The sequence below is a fragment of the Oceanobacillus sp. CFH 90083 genome, from assembly GCF_009389585.1.
Taxonomy (GTDB): domain Bacteria; phylum Bacillota; class Bacilli; order Bacillales; family Amphibacillaceae; genus Oceanobacillus.
Genome location: NZ_VIYG01000010.1, coordinates 1 through 26,402 on the forward strand (window position 1 = coordinate 1; position 26,402 = coordinate 26,402).

Here is a 26,402-nt window from a genome sequence, read left to right on the forward strand (position 1 = left end):
TCAGTTTTCAAAGAGCAATTTCTTTGTCGCTGTTTCAAATTGGCGACTTTATTAATTTATCACACTTTCAATTTGTTGTCAACAACTTTTTTGATTTATTTTGTTGTCATCTCACTGAATCGTTTGTGTGATGCGCATTGCGTTTATGCAACGATAATTAATTTATCATGATTCTAAAATGAAAGCAAGTCTTTTTTTAAATAAATTTACACAAGATAAATATTTCTATAATTCATTTTATTAAAGCAGTTTTATAAACCCTTTATAAATCACTGTTTTACAAGTCTGCTTCGATATGTTTTCATATGTAAAAAGCCCCGACAGAAGAAGATCTTCCATCAAGGCTGTTCACAAAACAAGATAATGAATCAACGATTTTTCATTTGCGGGAATAATAATACATCACGAATGGAAGGAGAATTTGTTAATAGCATCACCAAACGATCTACTCCGATTCCTAATCCGCCAGTTGGAGGCATGCCATATTCCAATGCTTCCAAGAAGTCCTCATCCATATAATGTGCTTCGTCGTTACCTTGCGCTCTTTCTTTTACCTGTGCTTCAAAACGCTGACGCTGATCAATCGGGTCATTTAATTCGCTGAAGGCATTGGCATGCTCTCTTCCTACAATAAACAGCTCAAAACGATCCGTAAAACGCTCGTCTTCTTTATTCTTTTTAGCAAGTGGAGAGATTTCTACAGGATGCCCAAAAATAAACGTAGGCTGAATGAGTGTTTCCTCGATCTTTTGCTCGAAAAATTCATTTACAATATGTCCAAAAGTCATCGCTTCTGTAATTTCAATATTGTGTTCTTTCGCTAATGCACGTGCTTCATCATCAGATAAATGCTGCCAGAAGTCTACACCTGTCTCCTGTTTAATCGCATCTACCATATGCAGTCTGGTCCATTTTGGTTCCAGATTTACTTCATTATCACCATATTGAATTGTTGTTTTTCCGTACACTTCCTGTGCAATATGTGCAATCAGGTTTTCAGTAAGATCCATAATATCATGATAATCAGCATATGCTTCATATAACTCAATCATTGTAAATTCGGGGTTATGTCGTGTCGATACCCCTTCATTACGAAATACACGGCCAATTTCATATACTTTTTCCAGTCCGCCGACAATAAGACGTTTCAAATGTAATTCGATTGCAATACGCATATATAATTCGATATCTAATGCATTGTGATGTGTCATAAATGGACGTGCAGAAGCTCCACCTGGAATACTATGCATCATCGGTGTTTCTACTTCTAAATAGCCTTGTGCATTTAAATATTCACGCATGGATTGAATAATTTTACTACGGGCTACGAATGTATCTCTGCTCCCTGGATTGGTGATTAAGTCTAAATAACGCTGACGATAGCGTTGCTCAATGTCTTTTAATCCATGATATTTTTCCGGTAAAGGACGTAATGATTTCGTTAATAGATGAAACTCTTTCGCTTTAACAGATAACTCTCCAACATTTGTTTTAAACATGACGCCTGTAACACCAACAATGTCTCCTAAATCTGCTGACTTAAAAATATCATATGCTTCTTCGCCAATTGCATCTTTACGAACATATAACTGAATTTGTCCACTTAGATCTTGAATATGCGCAAATCCGGCTTTACCTTTTCCACGCTTTGTCATTAAACGTCCTGCAATAGTTACCTCGTCTGTAATGGTTTCCAGCTCTTCTTTAGAAAATTGATCATATTTTTCAACTAATTCTTTTGATAAATGCGTACGTTCATATTTCCCTCCGAATGGATCTAATCCTTTTTCGGTGTACTCTGAAAGCTTATCTCGTCGTACCTGCATTTGTTCATTTAACTCTTCTGACATTTCTACCACTCCAATTCCTAAATAATAAATTATAATATCTTCTAACCTAATTATTAAAACAGCTGTTGCTTTACCTTTACGAAGAATAGTCTCCGTTATTTTTTATCGCAGCTTAACCGGCAGTCCTTGCAGCATCTCATTGCAAGATTTCGGTTTATATATCTGACTTCCAAAGCCTTACATCTTCTTTATCCTGCTCCGGAAGATCTTCTAAATAAGCTTCTACAGACCTTTCGTGTACAGGTATCATAAATTCAGGAGCAATTTCCGCTAACGGAATTAATACAAAAGCCCGCTCATGCATGCGAGGATGCGGTATAATCAATCTTTCTACTGTACTATTTTCATGATTAAACGTCAAAATGTCAAGGTCAATGGTTCTAGGCCCAAATCGGATATCACGCTTTCGTCCAAGCTCCTTTTCAATCTGCTGACAACTATCGAGCAGCTCTATAGGCGATAAGCTTGTTTGGAGCTCTAATACCATGTTTAGAAAATCTGCTTGATGCAGATATCCAACTGGAGCAGTTTCATACACAGAGGATTTTTTTTGGATAGTAATACGCGTATCCGCTTCTAACAAATCTAATGCTTGCAGCAGATGTTCTTCTCTTGGTTCAATATTTGTTCCGAGCGCGATAAATGCTTGATTCATTTTGTTCTCTCCCTATAAATTTCTACAGCTACCGACTCATAATAACCCGGAATCGGCGGGTCAGGCTTTGTTACATGAATGGTACACGCCTCCAGTAACTCAAAGGAAATAAAAAGCTCGTCTGCAATTGCTTCCGCCAAAGCTTCAATAAGATGAAAGCTTTTTTTCTCTACAATGTCCTTAATTTTTTCATACACTTCTCCATAGTGTACGGAGTCTTCCATGGCATCGGACTCTCCCGCTTTCTTTAATGATAGATGCAGATCAGCATCGACATAAAAACGTTGACCTAATGTATTTTCTTCAGGTAAAAGCCCATGATATCCATAGAACTGCATCCGTTTCAAAATAATTTTGTCCATTTTCATCTTCCCTTTTCTATATATTAATTATAGCTTTGAATGGTAAATCGCATCCGCTACTTTGGCCGCTTCCCAATTAGCCTTCACATTATGCACACGAACGATATGCGCACCCTTAGTAATACCGACCACTGTTGTTGCCGCTGTTCCAACATCTCTTTGATCAGCAGGAACATCTAAAATATCACCGATAAATCTTTTTCGGGATGCGGCCAGGAGCAATGGGTAACCAAATATCTTCAGCTCTTGCAGTTCTTTAATCATATATTGATTCTGTTCCATCGTTTTTGCAAAGCCGATGCCCGGGTCAATAATAATCTGATTGTCCTTCACACCTGCCTCTTTGGCAATCGAAATACTCTCTTGTAAGTCTGCTTTTACATCTGTGATGAAATCTCCGTAGTCCATATCTGTTCGATTATGCATTAAAATAATTGGCACCTGATATTGAGCAGCGACCTCCGCAATTTTCGGATCCTTTTTCGCTCCCCAAATATCGTTTATGATGGAAGCACCAGCTTTTACAGCCTGCTCTGCTACAGCTGCTTTAAATGTATCGACGGATATAGGTATTTGCAAAGCATCTTTTAAAGCCTCGATGACCGGAAGAATTCTTTTTAGCTCCTCTTTCACACTGACAGGAGTGTGTCCCGGGCGAGTAGATTCTCCACCAACATCAATGATATCCGCTCCATCTTCCTCCATTTTCTGTGCTGCGGCAACTGCCTTTTCGATGTCTGTATATCGCCCGCCATCTGAGAAGGAATCAGGGGTAACATTTAATATTCCCATAATATGCGTCCGTTTATATAAATCTAATTGAAAGTTTTTTGCCTGGATCACTCGTTTTCCCGCCTCTTTTCTCTCAAAAATATATCTATTCTACATCCTACCTTAACAAGTGAAAGAAAAAAAGTGGGAAGCGCTGGTTAAAAAGAAGAACATAAAAAAGGAGCCAGCTCCTCTTTAAACTGACTCCTTCTATATTTCCACTTTATTCTTCGTCTTCAAACTGGTATAGAGCTGTAGAAAGGTAACGTTCGCCATTATCAGGAAGAATTGCAAGCACCTTCTTGCCTTTTCCTAATTCCTTCGCTACTTTTAGCGCTGCTGCAACGGCTGCTCCAGAGGAAATGCCTCCCAGAATCCCGTTTGTCGTAGCGACCTTACGTGCTGCTTCAAATGCTTCTTCATTTTCAATCTGCAGCACTTCATCATAAATGGATGTATCAAGCACTTCCGGTTTAAAGCCTGCTCCAATTCCCTGAATTTTATGCGGTCCAGGATTTCCACCGGAAAGTACAGGTGAATCCTTTGGCTCAACAGCATAAATTTTCACACCATCAAAATGGTTTTTAAGCACTTTTCCTGCACCGGTAATCGTTCCGCCTGTTCCAATTCCGGAAACAAAAGCATCTAATCCATCTGACATTTGCTCTACAATTTCTTTTCCAGTTGTTTTCTCATGAATTTCCGGGTTCGCAGGGTTGTTAAATTGCTGTGGCATAAAGTAACCTTTTTCCTCCTGCAGCTCCTTCGCCTTAGCAATAGCACCCTTCATTCCTTCAGCTCCTGGAGTTAATACTAATTTCGCCCCATAGGCTTTTAATAAATTACGACGTTCCTTACTCATTGTATCCGGCATAACAAGAATTGCTCCATAACCTTTGGCAGTAGCAACCATTGCTAAACCGATTCCAGTATTACCACTTGTTGGTTCAACAATTGTATCACCAGGCTTTAAGTCTCCTGATTTCTCTGCTGCCTCAATCATTGCTGCTGCAATACGATCCTTTACCGAGCTTCCAGGATTCATAAATTCTAATTTCACATAGACCTCTGCACTCTGCTCATCTGTAACATTATGAAGCTTTACAATCGGTGTTCCACCAATTAAACCTGAAATATTATTTGCGACTGTCATAAAACTCCTCCTAATACCAAGTAATTTTATATGATTTATATATAATGTATTTCTTTATGAGGAAAATGTCAATCCTAAAAGTGAAAAAAGTGCCTATTTTTCTAATTCTAAACCGATAAGCGAATATATCATCTGATGTTGCTTAATTTAAAAAGAGCGATAAGAAGGGCCAAGAAGTTCAAGGTGACGTCATTTTTATTGGACTTTTTGAACATCCTCTTATATAAAAAGCGGCTCATCATACTTTCCATCCGTATCATGAAACCGCTGTTTGCATACTTTTCTATGACTGTTTAAGCTCTTTTAATTCTTCTTCTGTAAAAGTATAGCGCTCATTACAGAAATGGCAGGTTGCTTCTGCTCCATGATCTTCATCAATCATCTGTTGAATTTCTTCCTCACCCAGCCCAATAATTGCATTCGCAAGTCTATCCTTCGAGCATTTACATTGAAATGCAATTGGCATTTTCTCCAATATATTTACATTGTCCTTATCAAACAAAGTATATAGAATTTCTTCTGGTGTCTTCCCTTCCTGGATAAGAGACGAAATAGCAGGAAAAGATTGAATACGGTCCTCCAGCCGCTCAATTACTGCTTCATCTGCACCTGGCATGACTTGTACAATAAAGCCGCCTGCAGCTAAAATACTTAAGTCGGGGTTAACCAGAACTCCTGCCCCTACTGCTGAGGGAACTTGCTCAGAGGTTGCAAAATAATACGTGAAATCTTCACTTATCTCACCGGAAACAATCGGTGTCTCCCCTGTGAAATAGTCTTTCATTCCTAAATCCTTGATAACACTGATGTTTCCTTCTGTTCCAACTGCTCTGGATACATCCAGCTTCCCTTTTTCATTTAAATCAAAATCGACATGCGGGTTGGTAACGTATCCCCGTACGTGACCTGCAGCATTTCCATCTGCAATAATAGCACCAATCGGTCCATTCCCCATTACTTTTACCGTAACAGAGTCATCTCCTTTTAACATTGCGCCCATCATTGCTGTCACCGTAATGGTACGGCCAAGCGCAGCAGAAGCTGTTGCCCATGTGTCTTGTCTCCGGCGGGCTTCTTCTACTGTTTCTGTCGATGTAACAGCATATGCGCGAATCATCCCGTTATAGGTGGTCGCTTTAATTAAATAATCCTTCACCATCATTATCCCTCCATTTTCATATATGTTCACCAAGCTTTTGAACATCTTTTTTAGCTATCATACTTTTTGTGAATAAGATATAATCCATTCAGCGTTAAATATGGCTCCACATAATCTATTGTTTCCGATTCATAGGCAATTAATTTAGACAGACCGCCTGTGGCAATGACGGTTGGCTTTGTTCCTTTTTCCTGTTTAATCCGTTTGACCAGTCCATCAACTTGTCCGATATAACCATAAAATACACCGGATGTCATCGCCTCAACCGTGGAAGAGCCGATAACGTGCTGCGGTTTTTGGATCTCGATCTTTGGAAGCTTGGAAGCCCTGGTATTTAAAGCCTCCATCGAGATATTGACACCAGGAGTAATAATTCCGCCAGCATACCTTGCTTCTTCATCCACATAACAAAAAGTGGTCGCTGTTCCAAAATCAATAATAATTAATGGCGCTCCGTATTTTTCAATCCCTGCTATTGCATTCACAATGCGGTCTGCTCCAACTTCAGCCGGGTTTGGATAATTCATCTTCATCAGCTTGTCATAAGAGGCTTTCCCAATAACTACTGCATCTATGTTAAAGTAATCACGGCTCATTTTCTCTAAAGCAAACATAATAGGTGGTACCACAGAGGAAATAATCACTCCCGTAATATCTTTAAAATGGACTCCTCTGTATTCAAATAAAGAATGAATGAGTATGCCAAATTCATCTTCTGTTTTATAACGATCAGTTTTTATCCGCCAATGATGAATCAGTTTATCATTATCAAAAACACCGAGAACCGTATTCGTGTTTCCTACATCAAGAACAAATAACATCTATCATCATACCTTCCTTCGTTTATTAGACCGTTTCTTAGCAAATGCAGCATTCGCCACACTTTTGGTTAAATGTTTTTACAGCTGCTTAGATTAGACAAATCAGAAAAATTACTTCTCGCTTACCTAAAACTTAATATAACATACTTCTTTTCAGGAAAAACCCCAAAAGCATCCGCATTTAACCTGTCAAAAAAAGAAGCAGCCTTTCCATTCCCCAGGCTGCTTCTTATAAAGACTGTTCAAAAGTCACCAGCGGTCTTGATGGGGCGAGTAATCGCAGCCCCAAGTGATAAGCGGCACCTTTTTGAACACACATTTATCCATCTTTTTCAATCTCTTAGTTTTTACGATCTGAATCAGGGTCTTCCTTGTTATCATCAGAATCAGGTGTTTCTATTTTCTCAGAATAATCACCCATAATCGGATCATTAATATAAGAGTCAGATTTCTTTTCAGCTCTTTCTTTCGCTTCTTCAAAGGAAAGACCTTTTTTATCCTCTTCCTCTTCATCCTTAGATTGGATGCTTACCTTCACATCATCTGAATTTTCTTCCGGCTCAGGAAGCTTTCCATCTTCAAAAAGAGATTTGATTTGTTTTGCATCGAGTGTTTCTACTTCTAATAATGTCTGTGCAATCAACTCAAGCTGCTCTTTGTGCTCCGTCAAAATTGTTTTGGCACGATCATAACAGTAATTAATGAAATTCTGCATTTCCTGATCAATATCATGGGCAATTGCATCAGAATATGTTTGTTCATTTTGAATGTCACGGCCAAGGAATACATTACCCCCACCGCCATTACTGAATTGAAGCGGACCAATCTTATCACTCATACCAAATTCGGTAATCATTTTATGCGCGATACCTGTTGCACGCTGGAAGTCATTAGAAGCACCAGTACTTACCTCGCCAAAAATGATTTCTTCTGCAACACGACCGCCCAGTAAACCAGTGATTTTATCAAACAGCTCAGGTTTTGTCATAAAGTACCTGTCTTCTCTTGGAAGCATGACAGCATATCCACCAGCTTGACCACGAGGAACAATCGTTACTTTATGAACCACATCTGCATCATCCAGCACCATCCCGATTACAGTATGACCACTTTCATGGTAAGCAACAATATTTCTTTCTTTTTCAGAAATAACTCTGCTTTTCTTTGCAGGTCCCGCAATAACACGGTCAATTGCTTCATCAATATCTGTCTGATCAATTTGCTTACGGTCAGCCCTTGCAGCAATTAACGCTGCTTCATTGAGTAAGTTCTCTAAATCTGCACCCGAGAACCCTGGTGTACGCATAGCAATTGTTTTTAAGTCAACACTGTCGTCAAGCGGTTTATTTTTCGCATGAACACCAAGAACAGCTTCACGGCCTTTAACATCTGGACGATCTACCATAATTTGTCTGTCAAAACGTCCCGGACGTAATAAAGCCGGGTCAAGAATATCAGCGCGGTTGGTTGCAGCGATCATAATGATACCTTCATTCGCTCCAAACCCGTCCATTTCAACCAGCAGCTGGTTTAATGTCTGTTCACGTTCATCATGTCCACCGCCAAGACCAGCTCCACGCTGACGGCCGACTGCATCAATCTCATCAATAAAGATAATACATGGCGCATTTTTCTTCGCATTTTCAAATAAATCACGGACACGGGATGCACCTACCCCGACAAACATCTCTACGAAATCGGAACCGCTGATGGAGAAGAATGGTGTCCCCGCTTCACCGGCAACTGCTTTCGCTAATAATGTTTTACCTGTACCTGGAGGTCCGACAAGAAGGACACCTTTTGGAATACGTGCACCTACTTGCGAGAATTTACGCGGATCTTTTAAGAATTCCACAACCTCTACAAGCTCTTGTTTCTCTTCGTCAGCACCAGCGACATCTTTAAAGCGAACTTTTTTCTTATCTTCCGAGTACATTTTTGCCTTACTCTTTCCGAAATTCATCACACGGCCGCCACCGCCGCCTCCTTGTGCCTGACTAAGGATGAATAATAAGAATAGACCAATCAATAAGAATGGAATAATTCCAGTTAAGAATGTAAGCCAAGGACTAGGCTGCTCTTCTTCCTCTACCGTTAATTCACTTTGTTCACTTGCTCTTTCTGTAATTTGTGAAACAAGTGCTTCATTATCTGGTACTTGAGCAACAAATTCTGTCTCATCATCGTCTGTTAACTTACCCGTCAAACGAATGATACCATGTGACGGCTGAAAGGTCAGTTCCTTGATCTCACCATTATTTAAAGCATTCATAAATTGCTGTACATCATACTGCTCCTGATCTTCACTTGGATTATTAAACACTCCAATTACACCAATAAGGATAATAAATAAGAGCATCCAGACAAAGACCTTGCGAAATATCTGATTCATTGCTTACCTCCTCCCAAATGGGGAAAAACTATAGTAAATCGTATCATAGTAAAATCGCTTTATACAAATAATTTAACCATTTTTGACGAATTATTTTTTTGGAATGTTTAAGAAGTCCAAAAATTTCATCGTGCTCTATAAGTGCATCCTTTTATTAAAAATAATATTGCAAAATAATGTATAATATTATCCGGCATTATTTATTCAAATACATACATCGCTAACGAAGGAAAAAGCGATATTTTAAAACAATAGCTATACTCCTGTTCAAGCCTCTGCTACTATCTTTGTACTTTCACCATCAGCCGCCATAAATTTCCGGTTTGAGAACACCAATGTAAGAAAGGTTTCGATATTTTTCTGCATAATCCAAACCATAGCCGACAACAAATTCATCCGGGACTTCAAAGCCAATCAGATCTGCTTTGATATCTGCTGTTCTGCCTGCCGGCTTATCTAACAGTGTCACAATCTTGATTGAATTTGCTTTACGATATTTAAAAAGGTCTACTAAGTAGCTTAATGTAAGTCCGCTATCAATAATATCCTCCACAATGATAATATCGCGGCCCTCGACTTTCGTATTCAAGTCCTTTAGTATTTTCACTTCACCTGTGGAAGATGTTCCGCCATCATAGCTGGATACATCCATAAAATCCATTTCCAGGTGTGTTTCTGTATGACGAAGAATATCTGACATAAATGGCAGCGCACCTTTGAGTACACCAACAGCTAAAGGAAACTTGCCCTTGTATTCTTCTGTTAATACAGCACCAAGCTCCTTGCATTTTTCCTGAATTTCTTCCTCGCTTACTAAAATCTTTTCGATCTCGTCATGAATTGTTCCTTGCACCATGTTTTCTCCTCCTAATTATCGTTCCGAGCTAAATGTTAGCTTTATATTCATTCCTTTACCATTCTGTGCAGTCTCTGCTTTTTTTAGACCGGCAACCCAAAGAATAATCCCTTTATCATCCGTTATAATTGGCCAATTATCCCTTTGGCTTTTGGGAATCTTAGCATCTATAAAAATATCCTTCAGCTTTTTCGAACCATTTAGTCCTCTAACAGACATACGATCTCCGGCTTTTCTTACTCGGATATGTAGTGGTAATGAAATCGAATCTAGCGGAAAAACAAAAGTTGACTCATTCTCTGCCGGTGCTTCTTTGACTTTCGTTGCCTCGATCCTTCTTCCATCAGGAAGCAACACTTCACCTGGAACTGGCAACAAAGAGGAATGAGCTGACTTCGTGGATGATGGATGACCAAATTGCAGATAAATCTGCCCATATACATTTGTCATACGGAGCCTTAAAGGAAAATCTATACTTGAGCTTCCATTCCGGCGTCTTAATAGGTCAAAAAAGGTTACTTCGTGGATATAAGATAGGTCTCTAGGTAAGGTTCCATATAGATAGTTTAATATTAGATGAAAGGCCCTCCTTTGTAAAGCCTGAGGAAACTCCAAAAAAGCTTCTGCAGTAAAACAAATTTCCCGTGTATTTTCGCGAAATTCCACCACTTTTTCCACCATTTCTTTCGCTTGCTCCTGCAAGTATTGTTCATCCTGGGATAAGGTCTCACTCAGTGTCTGAATCGTCTCTGAAATATTTGGATTTTTCGCTTTGAGCAGCGGGGTAACATTTTTCCGGTAATAATTTCTCGTATACGTATCATCTGCATTTGTTTGATCCACTCGATAGGTCAATTGATGCTTGTTCAAATAAGCAAGGATGTTATCTTTTGTCACAGCTAATAATGGACGGATAATTTCACCGCCTGGCAAGTCACGTCGCACCGGTATTCCTTTTAGTGCATTCGATGTGGCAATTCTTACCATCCGCATAACCATCGTTTCTATTTGATCGTCCGCATGATGGCCAAGCGCAAGAACATCTGCATTTTTTTCAAACATAAGCTTCTGATAGACCTCGTAGCGTAACTCACGTGCAGCAACCTCTTCGCTGACACCCTTCTCTTTTTGGTATTTTTTCACATCTACTGTTCTTACCACGCAAGGTATGTCCCATTTCTGACAAATTTCTTCCACAAACCGGCAGTCCTCTGCCGAATCTCCACTGCGTAATTGATGATCTACTGTTACCGCCACAAGTGTCAGCTTCCAATTGGATTGAAATTTCTTTAGAAAATGTAACAGCGCAATCGAATCTGGTCCCCCAGAAACACCGACAAGAACCGTTGCATGCGTTTGAATTAACTGATGCCTTCTGATAAATGCACACACTTGCTGCTCCATCTCATTCTTCCCCCATCCAAGCCTTCTATTCGTCATATTAATCAGAAAAAAGTTGTCTTTTGACTATACCTCTATCATACTCCTTTTTCAGAAACGGTTCAAAAGAGAGGATGCCAAAAAGTGCATTTTCGGTTTACCTTTTTTCCAGTTAAGGCAACAGCATAGAAATAATCCAAAGCACCGAAGCCACCAGCGAAATACTAAATGATTCTTTGACAGGGTAAGCCTTTTTTTGCTGTGTTTTTTTTCGATATTGGCTGCGCCTGTTCTGCACCTGTTTTATTTTACCCATGACATCCTTTTTCATCTCTGCAGCTGTAAGGTACCTTCCTTTTAACGCTTTTTTTAAAATGGGATGCAGGAGCTGTAAATCTTTGGCCCGGTACAGTTTTTTCTCCAGCAGTTTTTCAGAGGACTCTCCCGTTATCCGGTCAAACCGTCTCGGATAATAGATATGGATAAATACCATTGCAACAGCAAATAAATCATAGCTGGGCTCTGCCTTACGCGTCCCCAGTCCCCAATAACCGCGGTCAAAAAACTCGGTATACTCTTTAATGGAACGCCCCATTCTTGTTGTGCCCCCTACATCCACCAGCCGGATTCTTGGCGGATTTGATTCAACAAGAATATTGTCCGTTTTTAAATCACCAAAGGTCCAGCCGGCCTGATGGAGCTGTTCTAAATCCTCCAGTAACTGAATCATCAAGACCCCCAGCCACTTTTTCCCTCTCTGCTGAATAAACGAACCTAATGTTTTCCCCTCCATATATTCCATCACATAAAAGGAATACATCCTTCCATTTGGGGCCTGCCAATCATCGACATCCAATAAAGAAGGTCCAAGGCGATATCCTTGAACCTTTTTCAGTGCTTTAAGCACATTGACTTCTACGGTCACAGCAGCATCCTGTTCACTCATTTTCAAAGCAACAGGGCGTCCATGATGCATGCAGAGGTAAACAGCTCCAATCGCACCCTCGCCAATTTTTCGTACTACCGTATAGGATTTATGATGCCACTTCCCTGTAACTATTTGCTGCGCATGTAAACTAATAGCCGGTTTCTTCCATGTCGAATGGTTCTTCATCCGAATTCCTCCGTAGCTGCTTCTTACTAAATTGGTACATCGCCGCACGTAATGCTGGTCCAGTCGGGGTAATCCCGCCGCTTGTCAGCTTGGGAAAAACTTTTGAAATCCCATCCAGCCTTGGTGACCAATCAAGCACCAGCTCAATATCATTCCGCCTGCCTGGAAACCGGTAAATACAAAAACGATTTTTCCCTACACGTGCATTTAAGCTCATTGATAAATCAAACAGGGCTTCCTTGACTGTTTCTAATTTATCACGCATGCTTGCACTGCTATCGACGAGTACAACTACCTCTAAATCACTGGTTTCACCTAAGTCTTCAACGACCTCCATAATTTCACCGCGTTTTTCAGGATCCAGCTCCTCCATCGACTGATTTTTTCCTAAAATACTGCGCAGCTCTTTATTGACAAACCCCTGCAATGTTTGCGTCATTGCTTGTCTTGTTACCATCTGCACGGTTTGCGATAAGCGTTCACTATAGACAATCTGACTGACGCCGCCGCCAGATACAGCGATATCCTCTACTTCTTGCAGACCTTCTGGCTGTTCTGTCTGATCATCATCTAAAATACCAATGACATTCACGGTAATTCCTTGTTGATTTGCTAAATTGGCCACAATAGCAGGATCTTCACCTTTGTTAGAGCAACCATCTGTCAATAGCAGAATTTGTTTTAATGTTCCTGCCTTCATGTCATCTATACCTCCCTCATCTTCCATTAACAGCATCACCAAATAATGCTTCCCGTATACATCTATTTGATAGATTTGCTCGCGAGAAGAGAGAGTATAAATCTACATAGAAAGTACCTTCCCTTGATGGACTGGAACATTCGCCCACTTTGGTGTGTTTTTCTGTACCTTAGCCACCAAAACAGTCATGTCATCATTAATATCGCCTGATCTTGTCCGAATTACCTCTTCTAATAGCAGATCAGCAATCTCTTGCGGATCTTCTGTATCCATTTCTTTAATTTTCCGTTTAATCCAAACATCGATATTCTCTACATCTTTCGGCCCATCAAAAATTCCATCACTCATCATAATTAATAAATCATTCGGCTTTAACTGTTCACTGACAATATCTACATCAAACTCCTTGATAATTCCCATTGGCAAATTGCTCGCCTCAATCTTCAGCATGGTGTTTCCCCTGCGGATAAAGCTTGGTGTTGAACCAATCTTTAAAAATTCGGCAGATGCATTATGCAAATCAACTACTGCTAAATCAAGCGTCGCAAACATCTCATCCGTTGTTCGTAAAGCAAGAATCGAGTTGATCGTTTTGATCGCTACTTTTTCTCTTATCCCTGTCTGTAATATCTGCTGCAATAAGCGCAACGTTTCTGTACTTTCTTCTTGCGCACGTTTCCCGTTTCCCATTCCATCACTGATTGCCATGGCAAATTTTCCGGCACCGAGTTCAATTGTGGTAAAGCTGTCCCCAGATACCAGCCCGCCTCCTTTTGCTGCATTTGCTGCCCCTGTCTCAATTGCAAAATCCCTCGCTGACCCGAAGACAAAGTGACTGTAACCGTATGGGAAGGAAGAAATATCCTCGTTCCTTACAACAATCATTTCATCGAGTAACTCAGAAAGAACCGGAGCAATCAATTTTTCCCCCTCACCGTGATATTCATAAAAGCTGGTGGTCAATTCAATGTCTACATTTCCTTTCTCTAAGTGATATATATCTAAACGGACCAATTCAATGCCCATTTGTTTTAATGCCTGAATAATTTGCGATTCCTGCAGTTCATGATGCTGCCGCTCCTTCAGTATTTCCTTGGCAAAATCGTTCATCACATCGGAAACCCCCTGGAGCTGATCAGAAACTAAGCGTTTACTTTCTGTCACCTGCTGCTTGAGCTGCTGATTGGCTTCATAAAAGCTCATTTCCGACCGCATTACCTCCATCACCTGACGTGACCTCACACAATGATTCTCAAATTCCTTCACGACATTTCGATGAGGGTCCTGTCCAGCAGTGATATTCTGCTTCATCATCTCCATCAGAGAATAGGTTTTATCAAATTCCTTCTGCCAGCATTTATTCTTTAAAAAGCATCCTTGGCACGTTTTTTCCGTCACCTGACTTAAAAAATAATCCGTATCCCGCCTCTCTTCCCTTTTTTCATCACTTAATGTTCTATCTGTTACAGCAAAGCTCTTGGATAGCGCCTGAAAAACATCTGAAAATTGTTCCACACGCTTTGCCGTAACATCGCGAATCTTTTGCGAATACTGCTCCTGTTCATTTGTATATGCTTCTGTCCCCGGAATATAACGGGCGATTTGGTCAAACCATGATGCCGGGGTAACGATAAACAGCATCACCGCCATAAGTGATTCTGTTAACGATGGTAATAAGGCAACGTTTTCACCATAGACGCCAATCAGGCCTGTCCCAATTAAAAGCCCCAGCGCAGTTCCCGTTTTTTTACCTTCCTTCAGTAATCCCCCGAGGACACCTGAAAATGCGAGCAGGCTCATTTGATAAAGATTGGCAACATTGGCTAATGATAAAATCATTCCTGCTACAACACCGACGGTTGATCCGATGGCTGCCCCGCCAATAAAAGCAAATACTAAGACAAAATATCTGGAAAAGACCTGCTCTAAGGACGCTCCATACACCTCCCAGCCGATAAATCCTGTTAATACCGAGGCAATAAGAATAATCAAACAGACAATTTCTTCACTTTTTAAAGCAGGTTTATAACGTTTTGGTGATAATAGCGGAATACTTTGCATAAATATTAGTACAAGAATCGCTCCCAGTATTCCCTCAACAGCTAACATCATCCACTCAAAGGATGTTATCGTATCCTGAATGGAATATAGAAACATTCTAGGCAGGCTGGTAGCAAAAAAGACAGTAATGGGCAACATCCACTGCTGATTTTTAATAGACTTGGTTGCTGCCGCTATGAAGATAAATAAGATAAAAGCAAGAAAGATATATACAACATGCTGCATCGAGTAGGTTAATGCTCCTAAAATCACAGCTATCATGGACCGGAATGATTTTTCCCGGTGGACAAGCCACATACTCGCAATAAATGCGACAGCAAATGGAGATACCGTCTGCAGGATGACAGCTCGTCCTAATAAGAAACCGGTAATATAAAATAACCAGCCTTGTGCGATTAAGATATGATTCACCTTTGCCATAACCTGTTCTCTCCATTTTCTCTTTTTATTTGCTTTCTCGATTGTAATGCTTCCCGATTCCACCCTTGGAATTGAACCTATCATTTTATCCACTCCCATCTTTCCAACTAGTAAAACACAAGCTGCTTTCTTTTTTTGTCAAAAAAGCTTGGGGGTTTTTAAAAATCGTTCGACGTAATTTTGGTAAGTTAACATCATTTTGCTAAAAGACTGTACATTCAGATAACAATATGTTTTCATGAAAAAATGGCGGGCAGAGCCATTTTAAGCTCCGACTCCTTCCCTGTTCATGCTTTTAAATCTTTACGGCTTTTTAGATACTTCTACATCATTTGTAGAAAAAGGCGGGAGAAAAGCTGTTCTTTTCTATAAGCTCGACAAGATAAGCAAATTTTTAAAAATAGAGCGGACAGCGCATTTTTAGATTGCAGATATAGACCTTCCTCTCGCAGATAACAAATGAGCTTTGAAAATATACAAAGAAACTATTGACACTTCACCCTGTCTGTTGTATGATTTTTCTTGTTGGTTTTCTATGGCGGCGTAGCTCAGCTGGCGAGAGCGTACGGTTCATACCCGTGAGGTCGTGGGTTCGATCCCCTCCGCCGCTATCCTGAATCATGAAAAAGCTCATTTTCTTTTATCAAGAGAATGAGCTTTTTTTGGACTGTAGTATTTTATAATTTTCTTTAACCAGTGAAAAAAGCAGGGAACCAATATCCCTGCTTTTTATCTATCCATAGAGCATTATTAATAGACAGCAACTACTATCCTCTTCTTGCACCACGGCCACCACGCTTTGATTCCGTGTGCTTTTTCAAAGAGGCTAAACGATCCTCGGAATCCTTTAGGAAACGATTCATTTTGGACTCGAAGTTCTCTGTGCGTTCTTTTTGACTCTTTTGACGTACTTGCGGGCGATCTTTCGCCTTTCTAATGGATAGGCCAATCTTGCCATCCTTTTCAACATTAATGACTTTAACTTTTACTTCATCTCCGACTGTTAAATGCTCATTAATATCTTTAACATAGTTGTCAGCAACCTCACTAATGTGAACGAGACCTGTTTTTCCTTCTTCTAATTCCACAAAAGCTCCAAAATTAGTGATTCCGGTTACCTTTCCTTGCAGCTTGCTGCCTACTTCAATTGACATAAAAGAAATGCTCCTCCTTAAAAGATTAAATGTTCTTCAATATATAGTATATTAATCAAAATAAAAAGTGTCAATATGATGGGTCTTCATCCGGCAATTTAAATATTAATTCTCCTTCATTTGAGAAGAAATAATTAGTTCTGGCAATTTCGAGGACGTAGTTTTCATCCTGCAGCAGCTCAATTTCATTATTTAAGCTTTTTTCTTCCTGCTTTAATTCCGCCAGCTGCTGTTCCAACTGTTCGTACTCGTCCATCTTATCTGCCTTAATAGCCCGCTGATTAAAATGATAAATAGACATACTTCCTACGATAACAGCAACAACCAATGCATACAGTACCAGCCTTCTGGTAAGGCGCTGTTTTTTTCTATTCTGTCTCTCTATGTACGCATCGTACTGGTGTACAGATTTGGATTGAAGCTTTGTTACTTTCTTCTTTCTTTCCTCCACAGCTTTTCCTCCTTCGATTAAGACTGAATCCATTTAGTGGATGTTTAAAAAGTCCAAATAAAATAATGCTACGAATTACTTTCTTTTAATCACTCTTTTTTTAACACGTATTTATAAACTATATTCTTCATTTTACTATAAAATCCTGCTATGTGCAGAAAGAATTTTTGAATTGATTGTGGACATATCCGAAAAAGACTTCTCCCTATCCACCTGAAAGGGGTAAACAAGAACAGAAACAGCCATGCCGTTATTTTAAAAATTCCAATCACAATTGCCCTTATCATACGATAGAACGTCAAGAATATCCACCGTAAGGGAGAAATAAGCAAAAAATTTATTAATCTTTCTATTCCCCGATAAATCGCTTTAAAAACACGAATCAAATATTCTAATATTTTTTTGTACACCTGCTTCGCCAAGGCCTGATAAATAGAAAAACCAAAGAGGCATGCTAATACAATATAGATCCTAAGCTCTCCTTGGTTGACTCGATATAATATATAAAATAAAATGCCCGCCTGTATCATCCAAAATAATATCTCTAAAAAATAGGTTAAGAATAATCGTTCCTTCCAATAAATCATGAAGCGACGGAAGGTTTCCTGCGCAATACCTAAATAAAACCCGCTTAAAATCATCGTCATAAGTGTTAAAAATTGTGTAGATAAGGTCATCGGAATATCTTGCTAAAGAACCCTTTAGCTTTCTCCTGCTGCTGATCGTCTACATAGGAAAGCTCATATATTTTTCCTTTGATCGTGACAACTCCTTCTGTCACATCTAAATTCTTCAGCTGCAAATTCTGTCCGCGGATAATTAAATATCCCATTACAGTTTCTAAAAGAAAGGCTTCATTATCAAAGCTGTCCACTTCTTTGACACCCGTAATTTCAAGGTTTTTTCGTTTGTCAATTTTTACCGTATGCTCTAGTTCAACGTTATTTCTTACATCTCTATTCTCATAATAATTCATCTAAAAACCCTCCCTATCGTTAATAGTTTATGACGGGAGGGACAAGTATAGAACTATATTTCTAGAGGATGTTTCTATTGCTCTAATTTTTCTTCTTTAACAATCTTGTAAAGGGTATCTGCTTCCTCTTTACGGACATTTTCCCGCAACGCATTTACTTTAACAGTAACAAGCTTTTGACCAAAACGAATCACAAGCTCATCTCCCTCAGAAAGCATAGTAGAGGCTTTTGCCGGGTTACCATTTACCGTAATTCTTCCTTGCTCCGCTACTTCTTTTGCTAATGTACGGCGTTTAATAATACGGGATATTTTTAAAAATTTATCTAATCTCATTTTCATTCTCCTCCAGTGTCTTTTTTCTTCGCTTCTTCCCAATAAGCATCCATCTCCTGCAAAGAAGCAGTCTCAGGTGTCTGCCTATTTTCTTGAAGCTTTTTCTCTATATACTGAAATCGGTCAATAAACTTCCGGTTGGCACGCTCCAGCGCCACTTCAGGATTTACTTTATAGTATCTGGAAATATTCGCTAAAACAAATAATACATCCCCCAGCTCCTCTTCCACATCCGTAAATTCCTTTTCCTCAACCGCTTCGATAACCTCATTTATTTCTTCCTTCAATTTCTCCCAGACTTCCTCGACATGCCCCCACTCAAAGCCGACCTTCCCTGCTTTTGAGGTAAGCTTATATGCTTTTGCCAAGGAAGGTAAATGAACCGGGATACCATCCAATAAAGATTCTCTGTTTTTTCCTTTTTCCTGCTTTTTAAGCTCGTCCCAGTTCTGTAATACTTCCTCTTCTGTCTCCGCAATGGTTGTCTGAAATACATGCGGATGACGATAAATCATTTTATCAGAAATCGACTGAATCACATCATCTATGGTGAAATAACCATGATCCTCGCCAATTTGGCTATGCAATAAAATATGCATCAGCAAATCGCCAAGCTCCTCTACAATATGGTTATCATCTTCCTCATCAATCGCTTCCACCAGTTCGTATACCTCTTCAATGGTATGGTGACGCAGGGATTCATGCGTCTGCTTCTTATCCCAGGGACAGCCGTCAGGACCGCGCAGAATGGCCATTACCTCGCGTAAAAATGAAAACGTATGGTGAAGATATCCTTCTGGAACGGGAGGAATATATAGCGTGGTTAAATTGCTAATTTCCATCCTGTGATCCAATTCCTCTAAAGGAATTTTTTCAATTTTTTCTGCGCTGCTGCCAGCTGCTTCCACAATATAAATCTCATAATCAGGAGGCAGATCCTCTAATAAAGTCAGCTTGACCTCTGATGCGATAAACGTGTCGTATACCTGGCAAACAAATAAATGATTGCGCAGATTAAGCTGATTGCGTCTGAAATCCGTTCCATCTACAAATTGAAAGCCTTCGATAGGATCAATCTGCATTGCAGTAAACAGATCATCCAAATAACTTTGTCCGCCGGCAATCGACACCTTTATCTCTTTTTGCTCCAACAGAAGCTGCACGGTTTTTTCTGCCAGCATCGGATGACCGGGCACAGCATAAATAACTGGATCTCCGCTTGTTTTTGCGGCTTCTGTCAGCTGGTTTACAATACCCTCATACACAGCTCCAAACTGCTCCTCTTCTTCATAAAGCTGATCAAAGGACGTAAAAGAAACCCCTTCCGCTTTCAGTGCTTCCACTACTGGATGATCTAATGTCCTTGCATAGATCGCTTGTTGTGCTTGCTTTAATTTTCGATATATACCGAGCGGCAGCTGCTCTAAATCGCCTGCCCCCAGTCCAATGACCTCTATTTGCTTCAAGGCTGCTTCCTCCCTTTGTAAATACGTAACAGATACTCTGATTTCGGTAAAATTTTAATCTGATCTTCGGTTAATCCGCCGGTCTTAAGCAAAATAAAAAGAAATAAACCTGCTCCTGACCCCGACATAAAAAGAACATAGACAAGCAAGAGCCATCTTATATTCATCATGAAGGCAGAAAACATTCCTTGCATCATCAACAGATAAATAATCATTGACAAGCTCGCTGCTGCCAAACTCTTCCATGATATAGAACGATATAATGGGATGCCTGGTAATTTCCGATATAATTCAATTACTATAAGCAATAATAACACACTGAGACTGACAATCGTTGCTATACTCGCTCCATATACACCATAAAGCGGGATAAGAACCAGATTACTGCACAGCTTTACAGCAAACGAGATAGCAATAAACACAGCCGTCCGCACAATCATCCCCAGACTTTGCAGAATCGATGCACCGATAATAGAGATGGTAGAAACAGTAATAGCCACGATTAATAGCCTTAATTCACTTGTCCCCTGTGTATTTTTATAAAGTAATTGATTGACCTCCGGAAATATAATAAATAACCCCAGAGCAGCACCAACTGCGATAAAAATACCGACATGAATAGCTGTTTGAATGTAAGTTATTACCTGTTTTCTTTGCTCTTTTAATTTCTTATAACTAATTGCCGGTATAATTGCTAAAGCAATCGATGAACCGATAATCGTTACCACCTGAATGAGCGGCTGTCCCCGATCAAATACACCCTTCATTTCTTTCGCAGCTGTCTCTTCTGCTCCACCAGCTATTAATTGAGGTACAAATGTGAAAGTATCCGCTAACTGCATTAATAATAGCGTCATATGATTCATGGCAGCAGCTATTCCAAATAACAGCAAGGTTTTTACATATTTTTTCCACGGAGCAGCTTCCTCCAATGAAGAAGCTTGTGTCCCTGCATACGGAGTCTTTCGATTTTTATAATAAAAGAGTACCAGAACTGCCAGCGCACCAATTCCACCTAACAGGGATGCCAGCACTGCCGTTGTTCCGATAGCATGTATTTGAAAAACACCCTGGCTGATCAGCCATGCCCCAGCAATAATCGTACATACACGAATAAGCTGTTCGCCAATTTGTGAAAATGCAGTAGGAGCCATCTCATATCTTCCCTGCTGTATCCCCCTGAGTATTGCCAGGACAGGAACAAGCAGAAACAGCATAGCCGAAAATTGATACAATACGATAAAACGCGCATCACCAGCTAAACCGGCCAGTAATGGAGCTGTAAAATAAATCAGCGCGATGAGTATCATATGAAAGCTCCCGAGAATAAGGAGAATCGGTCGGTAAAATCCTTTCCAGGACAATATTTTCCCCTTTTCAATCTCCGTCGCTGTCAACGAAGAAATAGCGGAGGGGAATCCATATAATGCAAGCATGGTCGCAATTCCTAACAGCGGATAAAGCTGCTGATACATGTAAAACCCAATATCCCCTGTTAAGTTTTGCAATGCAATCCGATAAACCGCACTAAATACTTTACTTATCAAACCAGCGATACTTAGTAAAAGGGCACCTTTGACCAGCCGGTTTGTTTCATTATCTGACATGACGCATTTTTCCTTTTCCAAATGAATTTCTCTCAGTATATCATATCGGGGGGAAAAGCACTTTATCATACATAGCTGCATAAAAAAGAAGCCTATGCTCTGGATTGGAGGTAACCCAGAGAAAGCTTCTTCCTGTAATAATATTAGCAAACGCGGTCTATTCCATTTGTTTTGCGAGGAAAACAGATGCAGTTTCTGCTGCCTTCTGCTCTACCTTGTTTAACTTGTCATCATGAGAAAAAATCATCACACAGCCGATTGGATCTCCATTAGCAATAATTGGATGAATCGTATAAGAGTGCAGATTCTGGTCCTTTCCATCTACAATTTCTATTTGAGACTTATCACCTTCATAAACAGGCGAACGCCCTTCAATAATATCTGCAATACGACTGCTTAACGGCTTATTTAAATATTCTTTTTTTGATTCTCCAGCAATGGCAATAATTTCATCCCGGTCAGTGATAATAACTGGCGCTTGTAAGGATTGAAACAATGCCTCTGCATATTCTTTCGCAAAATGCCCCAGCTCGCTAATCGGCGAATATTTTTTTAAAATGACCTCTCCTTCTCGGTCAACAAAAATTTCGAGGGGGTCGCCTTCACGGATACGCAGGGTTCTCCGAATTTCTTTTGGTACTACTACCCTTCCTAAATCATCGATACGTCTGACTATTCCTGTTGCTTTCATCTAAGTATCCTCCCTTTCTGAATGTCGATGATGACTCGAATAGAGGTCTTGCTTCCACGATTCATCATCGGCTGTTTTTATAGTATTAATCAACCAGAAATAACTATACATTCCAAATGAAATTTTTGTTATTTTATTTGTTTTAAATTTAAATGAACAGTTAGAAATCATAGCAGCTTATCATTTCCAGCATAAAACAGGCTGCTCTCTTTTAGAAAGAAAGCAGCCTGCCTCTGGTTTTTATACATTTAACGCGTTACTTCACTTAACTGTTTAATAAATTCTATCACGGTATCATGGCGCTTATAAGCCTTGTCATTACTCCATTTAATACCTGCTTTTAAGTTTTGATTTTCTGTACCCAGGCTTACTTGACGGTCAAATTGATTAGCCACTTCAAATAATTTAGACCCATCAATTTCCTGACTTCTTTCCTCATCAATCAGCATCGTAATTTTCTTTGGAGCCTCTGTAATGGATTGAACACGCTGCTTTTTAGCATGCATTCTCATAATACTTACCGTGAATAAATTCTCCACCTCAGCAGGATAATCTCCAAAACGGTCGATTAATTCATCTCTCAGATCCTGGACTGCTTCTGGACTGTCCAAGGTCTGGAATTGCTTATACATATCAATTTTCTGCTTCTCATCCTTCAAGTATTCATCTGGAATATATGCATCAATTTTCAATGAAATCTCCGGTTCAAACGGCTTGATATCCTCTACTTCTTTTCCTTCCTTGCGGGCATCGATTGCATCCTTCAGCATTTGAGAGTACATATCAAACCCGACAGAGTCAATAAAGCCATGCTGCTGCGCACCGAGTAAATTCCCGGCACCGCGAATAGACAGGTCACGCATTGCAATCTTAAATCCAGACCCGAGTTCTGTAAATTCTTTAATTGCCTGCAATCTTTTCTCTGCAACCTCTGTTAACACCTTATCACGCTGATACGTGAAATAAGCATAAGCGACACGATTGGAACGTCCGACACGCCCTCTTAACTGGTAAAGCTGACTCAGCCCCATCCGATCTGCATGATTGACAATTAATGTATTTACATTCGGGATGTCCACGCCTGTTTCAATAATGGTCGTACTGACTAAAATATCAAATTCCCCTTCAATAAATCCGAAAATAACATTCTCCAGTTCTGATTCGTTCATTTGTCCATGTGCGATCGCTACTCTTGCATTCGGCACAAGCATACTGATATCACGCGCTATTTTTTCAATATTATCCACCCTGTTATGCAGGAAGAAAACCTGTCCGCCTCTGGACATTTCCCTATCAATTGCTTCACGGATAAAGGATGGATTATATTCCATCACGTAGGTTTGAATTGGAAATCTGTTTTCAGGCGGCGTTTCAATAACAGATAAGTCCCTTACACCAAGCATCGACATATGCAATGTTCTCGGAATAGGTGTTGCAGTCAGTGTTAAAACATCGACATTGGTTTTCAGCTGTTTTATTTTTTCTTTGTGCTTTACACCAAATCGCTGTTCCTCATCGACAACCAGCAAGCCTAAATCCTTATACTGAACATCCTTCGATAACAGACGATGGGTTCCTACAACGATGTCCATATTTCCATTTTCCAGACCCTTTATAGTTTCATTGGATTGCTTACGTGTACGGAAACGGCTTAGCAAACCAATATTTACCGGATAGTCCTGGAATCTTTCACGAATTGTCTCATAATGCTGCTGTGCCAGAATTGTCGTCGGTACAAGGATAGCCACTTGCTTGCCATCTGTAACTGCTTTGAACGCAGCACGGATAGCAACCTCTGTCTTCCCGTAACCTACATCTCCACACAGCAGGCGATCCATTGGTTTTTCTTTTTCCATATCGGCTTTAATCTCTGCGATACAGCGTAACTGATCCTCTGTTTCCTGATAGGCAAAGGAAGCTTCAAATTCACGCTGTAATTCAGAGTCCGGGGAAAAGGCATACCCTTTTTGAGCTTCGCGTTCTGAATATAATTTGATTAAGTCATCTGCAATATCCTCAACAGAACGTTGCACTTTCCGCTTTACCTTTGTCCACTCCGTACCGCCTAATTTATATAATTTGGGTTCTTTTCCTTCTGAGCCGACGAATTTCTGCACTAAATCAATTTGATCAATCGGCACAAACAGCTTATCATCCCCAGAGTAACGAATCAGCATATAATCCTTATGCAGCTTGTTGACCTCTAAGGTTTCAATCCCGATATATTTCCCGACACCATGATTTGCATGGACGACATAATCGCCGACCTTCAGCTCCTGGTAGCTCTTAATCCGTTCGGCATTTGTAATTTTGGGCTGTTTTCTGGGACGCTTCATACGCTTTTTGAATAATTCTTTTTCTGTAATAATCGCCAGCTTGTGCATTGGGAACTCAATCCCTGACTGCAAATTACCAACAATAATAGTCGGCTTTTGAATAGGCAGCGTTAATTCTTTTTCCACCTGCGTTTCGATATCATAATCTTCTAAAATAGAGTGTACCTTTTCTGCACGCTGTTCATTTGGCGTGAGAATAACAACAGAAAAATCACCCTTTTCCCAACGCTTCAATTCATTTTTAAATAAAGGCATCTGTCCATGAAATTCCTGCATGGTTCTCGTCGATAGATTAATAACATTTTGCGGACTGGTATTGGAAATATGCCGCATAAATACAGACATATAGACACGCGAATGCGAAATGCCTTCTATCAGCGTATTCCACTGAAAAGAAAACTTGCTGCCCCGAACCATTTTATTCGCTTCCAAAAGCCCTGTATACCACTCCAGCTCCTCGTGATCTAAATTGGTTGCTGTTTCCTGAATACGACTCAATTCATCAAAAAATACCACGCCATTCCGTGGCAAATAGTCTAACAAACTAGCGGGGTCATCGTATAAATAACCAATATATTTATACATACCTTGAAAACGATTTAATTGCTTGAATTGTTCAATATCCTGCCCAATTACCTCGACAAGCTCTTCCTGATCAGCAGGCTTTTTAACTTTTTTCAGTGTATCGGAAAGTGCATCCTCCACCCGTTCTGCTACTTTCACCATTTCTTGTTCATCTATTAATAATTCTGTTGCAGGGTTAATCGTTATTTCCTCTAATTTATCTAAAGAGCGCTGCGACTCCGCATCAAAATAACGGATAGAATCTACCTCTTCATCAAATAATTCAATCCGGACCGGATGCTTCTCCGTAATTGGATAAATATCTATAATTCCTCCGCGCTGACTGAACTCCCCAGGCGCTGTAACCATGGAGGCACTTTCATATCCCATCTCTACCAGGGAATGCAAGAAGACCTCCACCTCAATGTCCTTGCCGACTTGAAATAGAAGCTGATATTTGCTCCAATATGCTTTAGGCGGCAGCATCCTTTTCAATGCTGCAACAGGTGCAATTAATATCCCTTTGTCCTTACCCGTCCAAGCTGTTAACGCTTCAATCCGCTGTGCACGCAGCTCTGGACTGGCTACAGCCATTTCCGAAGCAATTAACTCATTGACAGGATAAAGATATACGCCTTCATCGTTTGTCAGCTCTGCTAAATCATCATAGAGCTGCTGTGCCTGGGCAAGTTGATGTGTAACAATTAATAAAGGACGATTCATAGATTGATTTATGGTGGATAAGAGCAGGCTTCTGGCAGAGCCGCTTAAACCGGCAACCATCTGCTCCTTCATACCTGCAAGCAATCCATCCATAATCGACTGAATATCTTCCTGTAACTTTAAATAATTATGAATTGCTTTCATTCGTATTTCTCCTCTGATATTGTTAAAGTAATTTATAAAACGCTGATTGTGCGTATCGAAGTCAATAAAACATGACAAAGCCTTAAAAAACTTGGCAGACCAAGTCTGAAAGACGCAGGATTGCCAAGTTGGGGTCACCCCATCAAAACCGCTGCGCTTATACTTGGTACCTTAAAATTTTTACTACGTCGAATTACTACCAAGCTAAAATTTTATACTTTCCTAATGTGTAAGAAGAAACGGTATATATGGCCGGCGGAA

Annotated in this window: 22 protein-coding genes and 1 tRNA gene; 1 reads left to right on the top strand and 22 read right to left on the bottom strand. The window is 40.0% G+C overall.

Annotated features, from left to right (window positions below):
- Positions 1–368 precede the first annotated feature (368 nt).
- The 13 genes from lysS to spoIIE form a co-directional block, all read right to left on the bottom strand.
- Complete coding sequence (gene lysS, locus FLK20_RS14825; RefSeq protein WP_152657379.1) at positions 369–1,850, bottom strand: lysine--tRNA ligase; 1,482 nt, start codon at positions 1,848–1,850, stop codon at positions 369–371.
- Positions 1,851–2,004: 154 nt separating this feature from the next.
- The gene (folK, locus tag FLK20_RS14830) at positions 2,005–2,505 is read right to left on the bottom strand and encodes a 2-amino-4-hydroxy-6-hydroxymethyldihydropteridine diphosphokinase (protein ID WP_152657380.1); all 501 of its coding nucleotides are present in this window, start codon (positions 2,503–2,505) and stop codon (positions 2,005–2,007) included.
- Positions 2,502–2,867 (bottom strand): dihydroneopterin aldolase, encoded by a 366-nt coding sequence (folB, locus tag FLK20_RS14835; protein WP_152657381.1) that lies wholly within the window; start codon positions 2,865–2,867, stop codon positions 2,502–2,504. The genes folK and folB overlap by 4 nt, the downstream gene beginning before the upstream one ends.
- A gap of 27 nt (positions 2,868–2,894) precedes the next feature.
- Entirely contained in the window at positions 2,895–3,659 is a 765-nt protein-coding gene (gene folP / locus FLK20_RS14840) for a dihydropteroate synthase (RefSeq protein ID WP_152657526.1), read from the bottom strand.
- A 202-nt stretch (positions 3,660–3,861) separates the two neighbouring features.
- The gene (gene cysK / locus FLK20_RS14845) at positions 3,862–4,791 is read right to left on the bottom strand and encodes a cysteine synthase A (protein ID WP_152657382.1); all 930 of its coding nucleotides are present in this window, start codon (positions 4,789–4,791) and stop codon (positions 3,862–3,864) included.
- A gap of 283 nt (positions 4,792–5,074) precedes the next feature.
- Entirely contained in the window at positions 5,075–5,947 is an 873-nt protein-coding gene (hslO, locus tag FLK20_RS14850; RefSeq protein ID WP_305080942.1) for an Hsp33 family molecular chaperone HslO, read from the bottom strand.
- Positions 5,948–6,000: 53 nt separating this feature from the next.
- Positions 6,001–6,771 (bottom strand): type III pantothenate kinase, encoded by a 771-nt coding sequence (locus FLK20_RS14855; RefSeq protein WP_152657384.1) that lies wholly within the window; start codon positions 6,769–6,771, stop codon positions 6,001–6,003.
- A 340-nt stretch (positions 6,772–7,111) separates the two neighbouring features.
- Entirely contained in the window at positions 7,112–9,163 is a 2,052-nt protein-coding gene (gene ftsH, locus FLK20_RS14860) for an ATP-dependent zinc metalloprotease FtsH (RefSeq protein ID WP_152657385.1), read from the bottom strand.
- Positions 9,164–9,464: 301 nt separating this feature from the next.
- Positions 9,465–10,019 (bottom strand): hypoxanthine phosphoribosyltransferase, encoded by a 555-nt coding sequence (gene hpt / locus FLK20_RS14865; protein ID WP_152657386.1) that lies wholly within the window; start codon positions 10,017–10,019, stop codon positions 9,465–9,467.
- Between the two features lie 15 nt (positions 10,020–10,034).
- On the bottom strand, positions 10,035–11,423 hold the full coding sequence (tilS, locus tag FLK20_RS14870; RefSeq protein WP_152657387.1) for a tRNA lysidine(34) synthetase TilS: 1,389 nt from the start codon (positions 11,421–11,423) through the stop codon (positions 10,035–10,037).
- A gap of 148 nt (positions 11,424–11,571) precedes the next feature.
- Entirely contained in the window at positions 11,572–12,513 is a 942-nt protein-coding gene (locus tag FLK20_RS14875) for a serine/threonine protein kinase (RefSeq protein ID WP_152657388.1), read from the bottom strand.
- Entirely contained in the window at positions 12,476–13,213 is a 738-nt protein-coding gene (locus tag FLK20_RS14880) for a VWA domain-containing protein (RefSeq protein ID WP_152657527.1), read from the bottom strand. The genes FLK20_RS14875 and FLK20_RS14880 overlap by 38 nt, the downstream gene beginning before the upstream one ends.
- A 102-nt stretch (positions 13,214–13,315) precedes the next feature.
- Positions 13,316–15,778: a stage II sporulation protein E gene (gene spoIIE / locus FLK20_RS14885; RefSeq protein WP_152657389.1), complete on the bottom strand. Its 2,463-nt coding sequence runs from the start codon at positions 15,776–15,778 to the stop codon at positions 13,316–13,318.
- Between the two features lie 453 nt (positions 15,779–16,231).
- On the opposite strand from spoIIE, the gene FLK20_RS14890 reads away from it, so the two are divergent.
- Positions 16,232–16,305 (top strand) — tRNA-Met (locus FLK20_RS14890).
- 156 nt (positions 16,306–16,461) lie between these two features.
- Here FLK20_RS14890 and FLK20_RS14895 read toward each other — a convergent pair.
- From FLK20_RS14895 to mfd, 9 genes are all read right to left on the bottom strand, one after another.
- Positions 16,462–16,848, bottom strand: coding sequence for a S1 domain-containing RNA-binding protein (locus tag FLK20_RS14895; RefSeq protein WP_077602862.1), 387 nt, complete (start codon positions 16,846–16,848; stop codon positions 16,462–16,464).
- Positions 16,849–16,918: 70 nt separating this feature from the next.
- Entirely contained in the window at positions 16,919–17,299 is a 381-nt protein-coding gene (locus FLK20_RS14900) for an FtsB family cell division protein (RefSeq protein WP_152657390.1), read from the bottom strand.
- 89 nt (positions 17,300–17,388) lie between these two features.
- On the bottom strand, positions 17,389–17,976 hold the full coding sequence (gene yabQ / locus FLK20_RS14905) for a spore cortex biosynthesis protein YabQ (RefSeq protein WP_152657391.1): 588 nt from the start codon (positions 17,974–17,976) through the stop codon (positions 17,389–17,391).
- Positions 17,973–18,275: a sporulation protein YabP gene (gene yabP / locus FLK20_RS14910; RefSeq protein WP_152657392.1), complete on the bottom strand. Its 303-nt coding sequence runs from the start codon at positions 18,273–18,275 to the stop codon at positions 17,973–17,975. Before yabP ends, yabQ begins: the two co-directional genes overlap by 4 nt.
- Before the next feature lie 74 nt (positions 18,276–18,349).
- Positions 18,350–18,610 (bottom strand): RNA-binding S4 domain-containing protein, encoded by a 261-nt coding sequence (locus FLK20_RS14915; RefSeq protein ID WP_152657393.1) that lies wholly within the window; start codon positions 18,608–18,610, stop codon positions 18,350–18,352.
- Positions 18,611–18,612: 2 nt separating this feature from the next.
- The gene (gene yabN / locus FLK20_RS14920) at positions 18,613–20,076 is read right to left on the bottom strand and encodes a bifunctional methyltransferase/pyrophosphohydrolase YabN (protein WP_152657394.1); all 1,464 of its coding nucleotides are present in this window, start codon (positions 20,074–20,076) and stop codon (positions 18,613–18,615) included.
- Positions 20,073–21,683: a putative polysaccharide biosynthesis protein gene (locus tag FLK20_RS14925; RefSeq protein ID WP_152657395.1), complete on the bottom strand. Its 1,611-nt coding sequence runs from the start codon at positions 21,681–21,683 to the stop codon at positions 20,073–20,075. The genes yabN and FLK20_RS14925 overlap by 4 nt, the downstream gene beginning before the upstream one ends.
- 157 nt (positions 21,684–21,840) lie before the next feature.
- On the bottom strand, positions 21,841–22,374 hold the full coding sequence (gene spoVT / locus FLK20_RS14930; protein ID WP_152657396.1) for a stage V sporulation protein T: 534 nt from the start codon (positions 22,372–22,374) through the stop codon (positions 21,841–21,843).
- A gap of 248 nt (positions 22,375–22,622) precedes the next feature.
- A complete protein-coding gene (mfd, locus tag FLK20_RS14935; RefSeq protein ID WP_152657397.1) occupies positions 22,623–26,141 on the bottom strand; it encodes a transcription-repair coupling factor in 3,519 nt (1,172 codons plus the stop codon).
- Positions 26,142–26,402 lie beyond the last annotated feature (261 nt).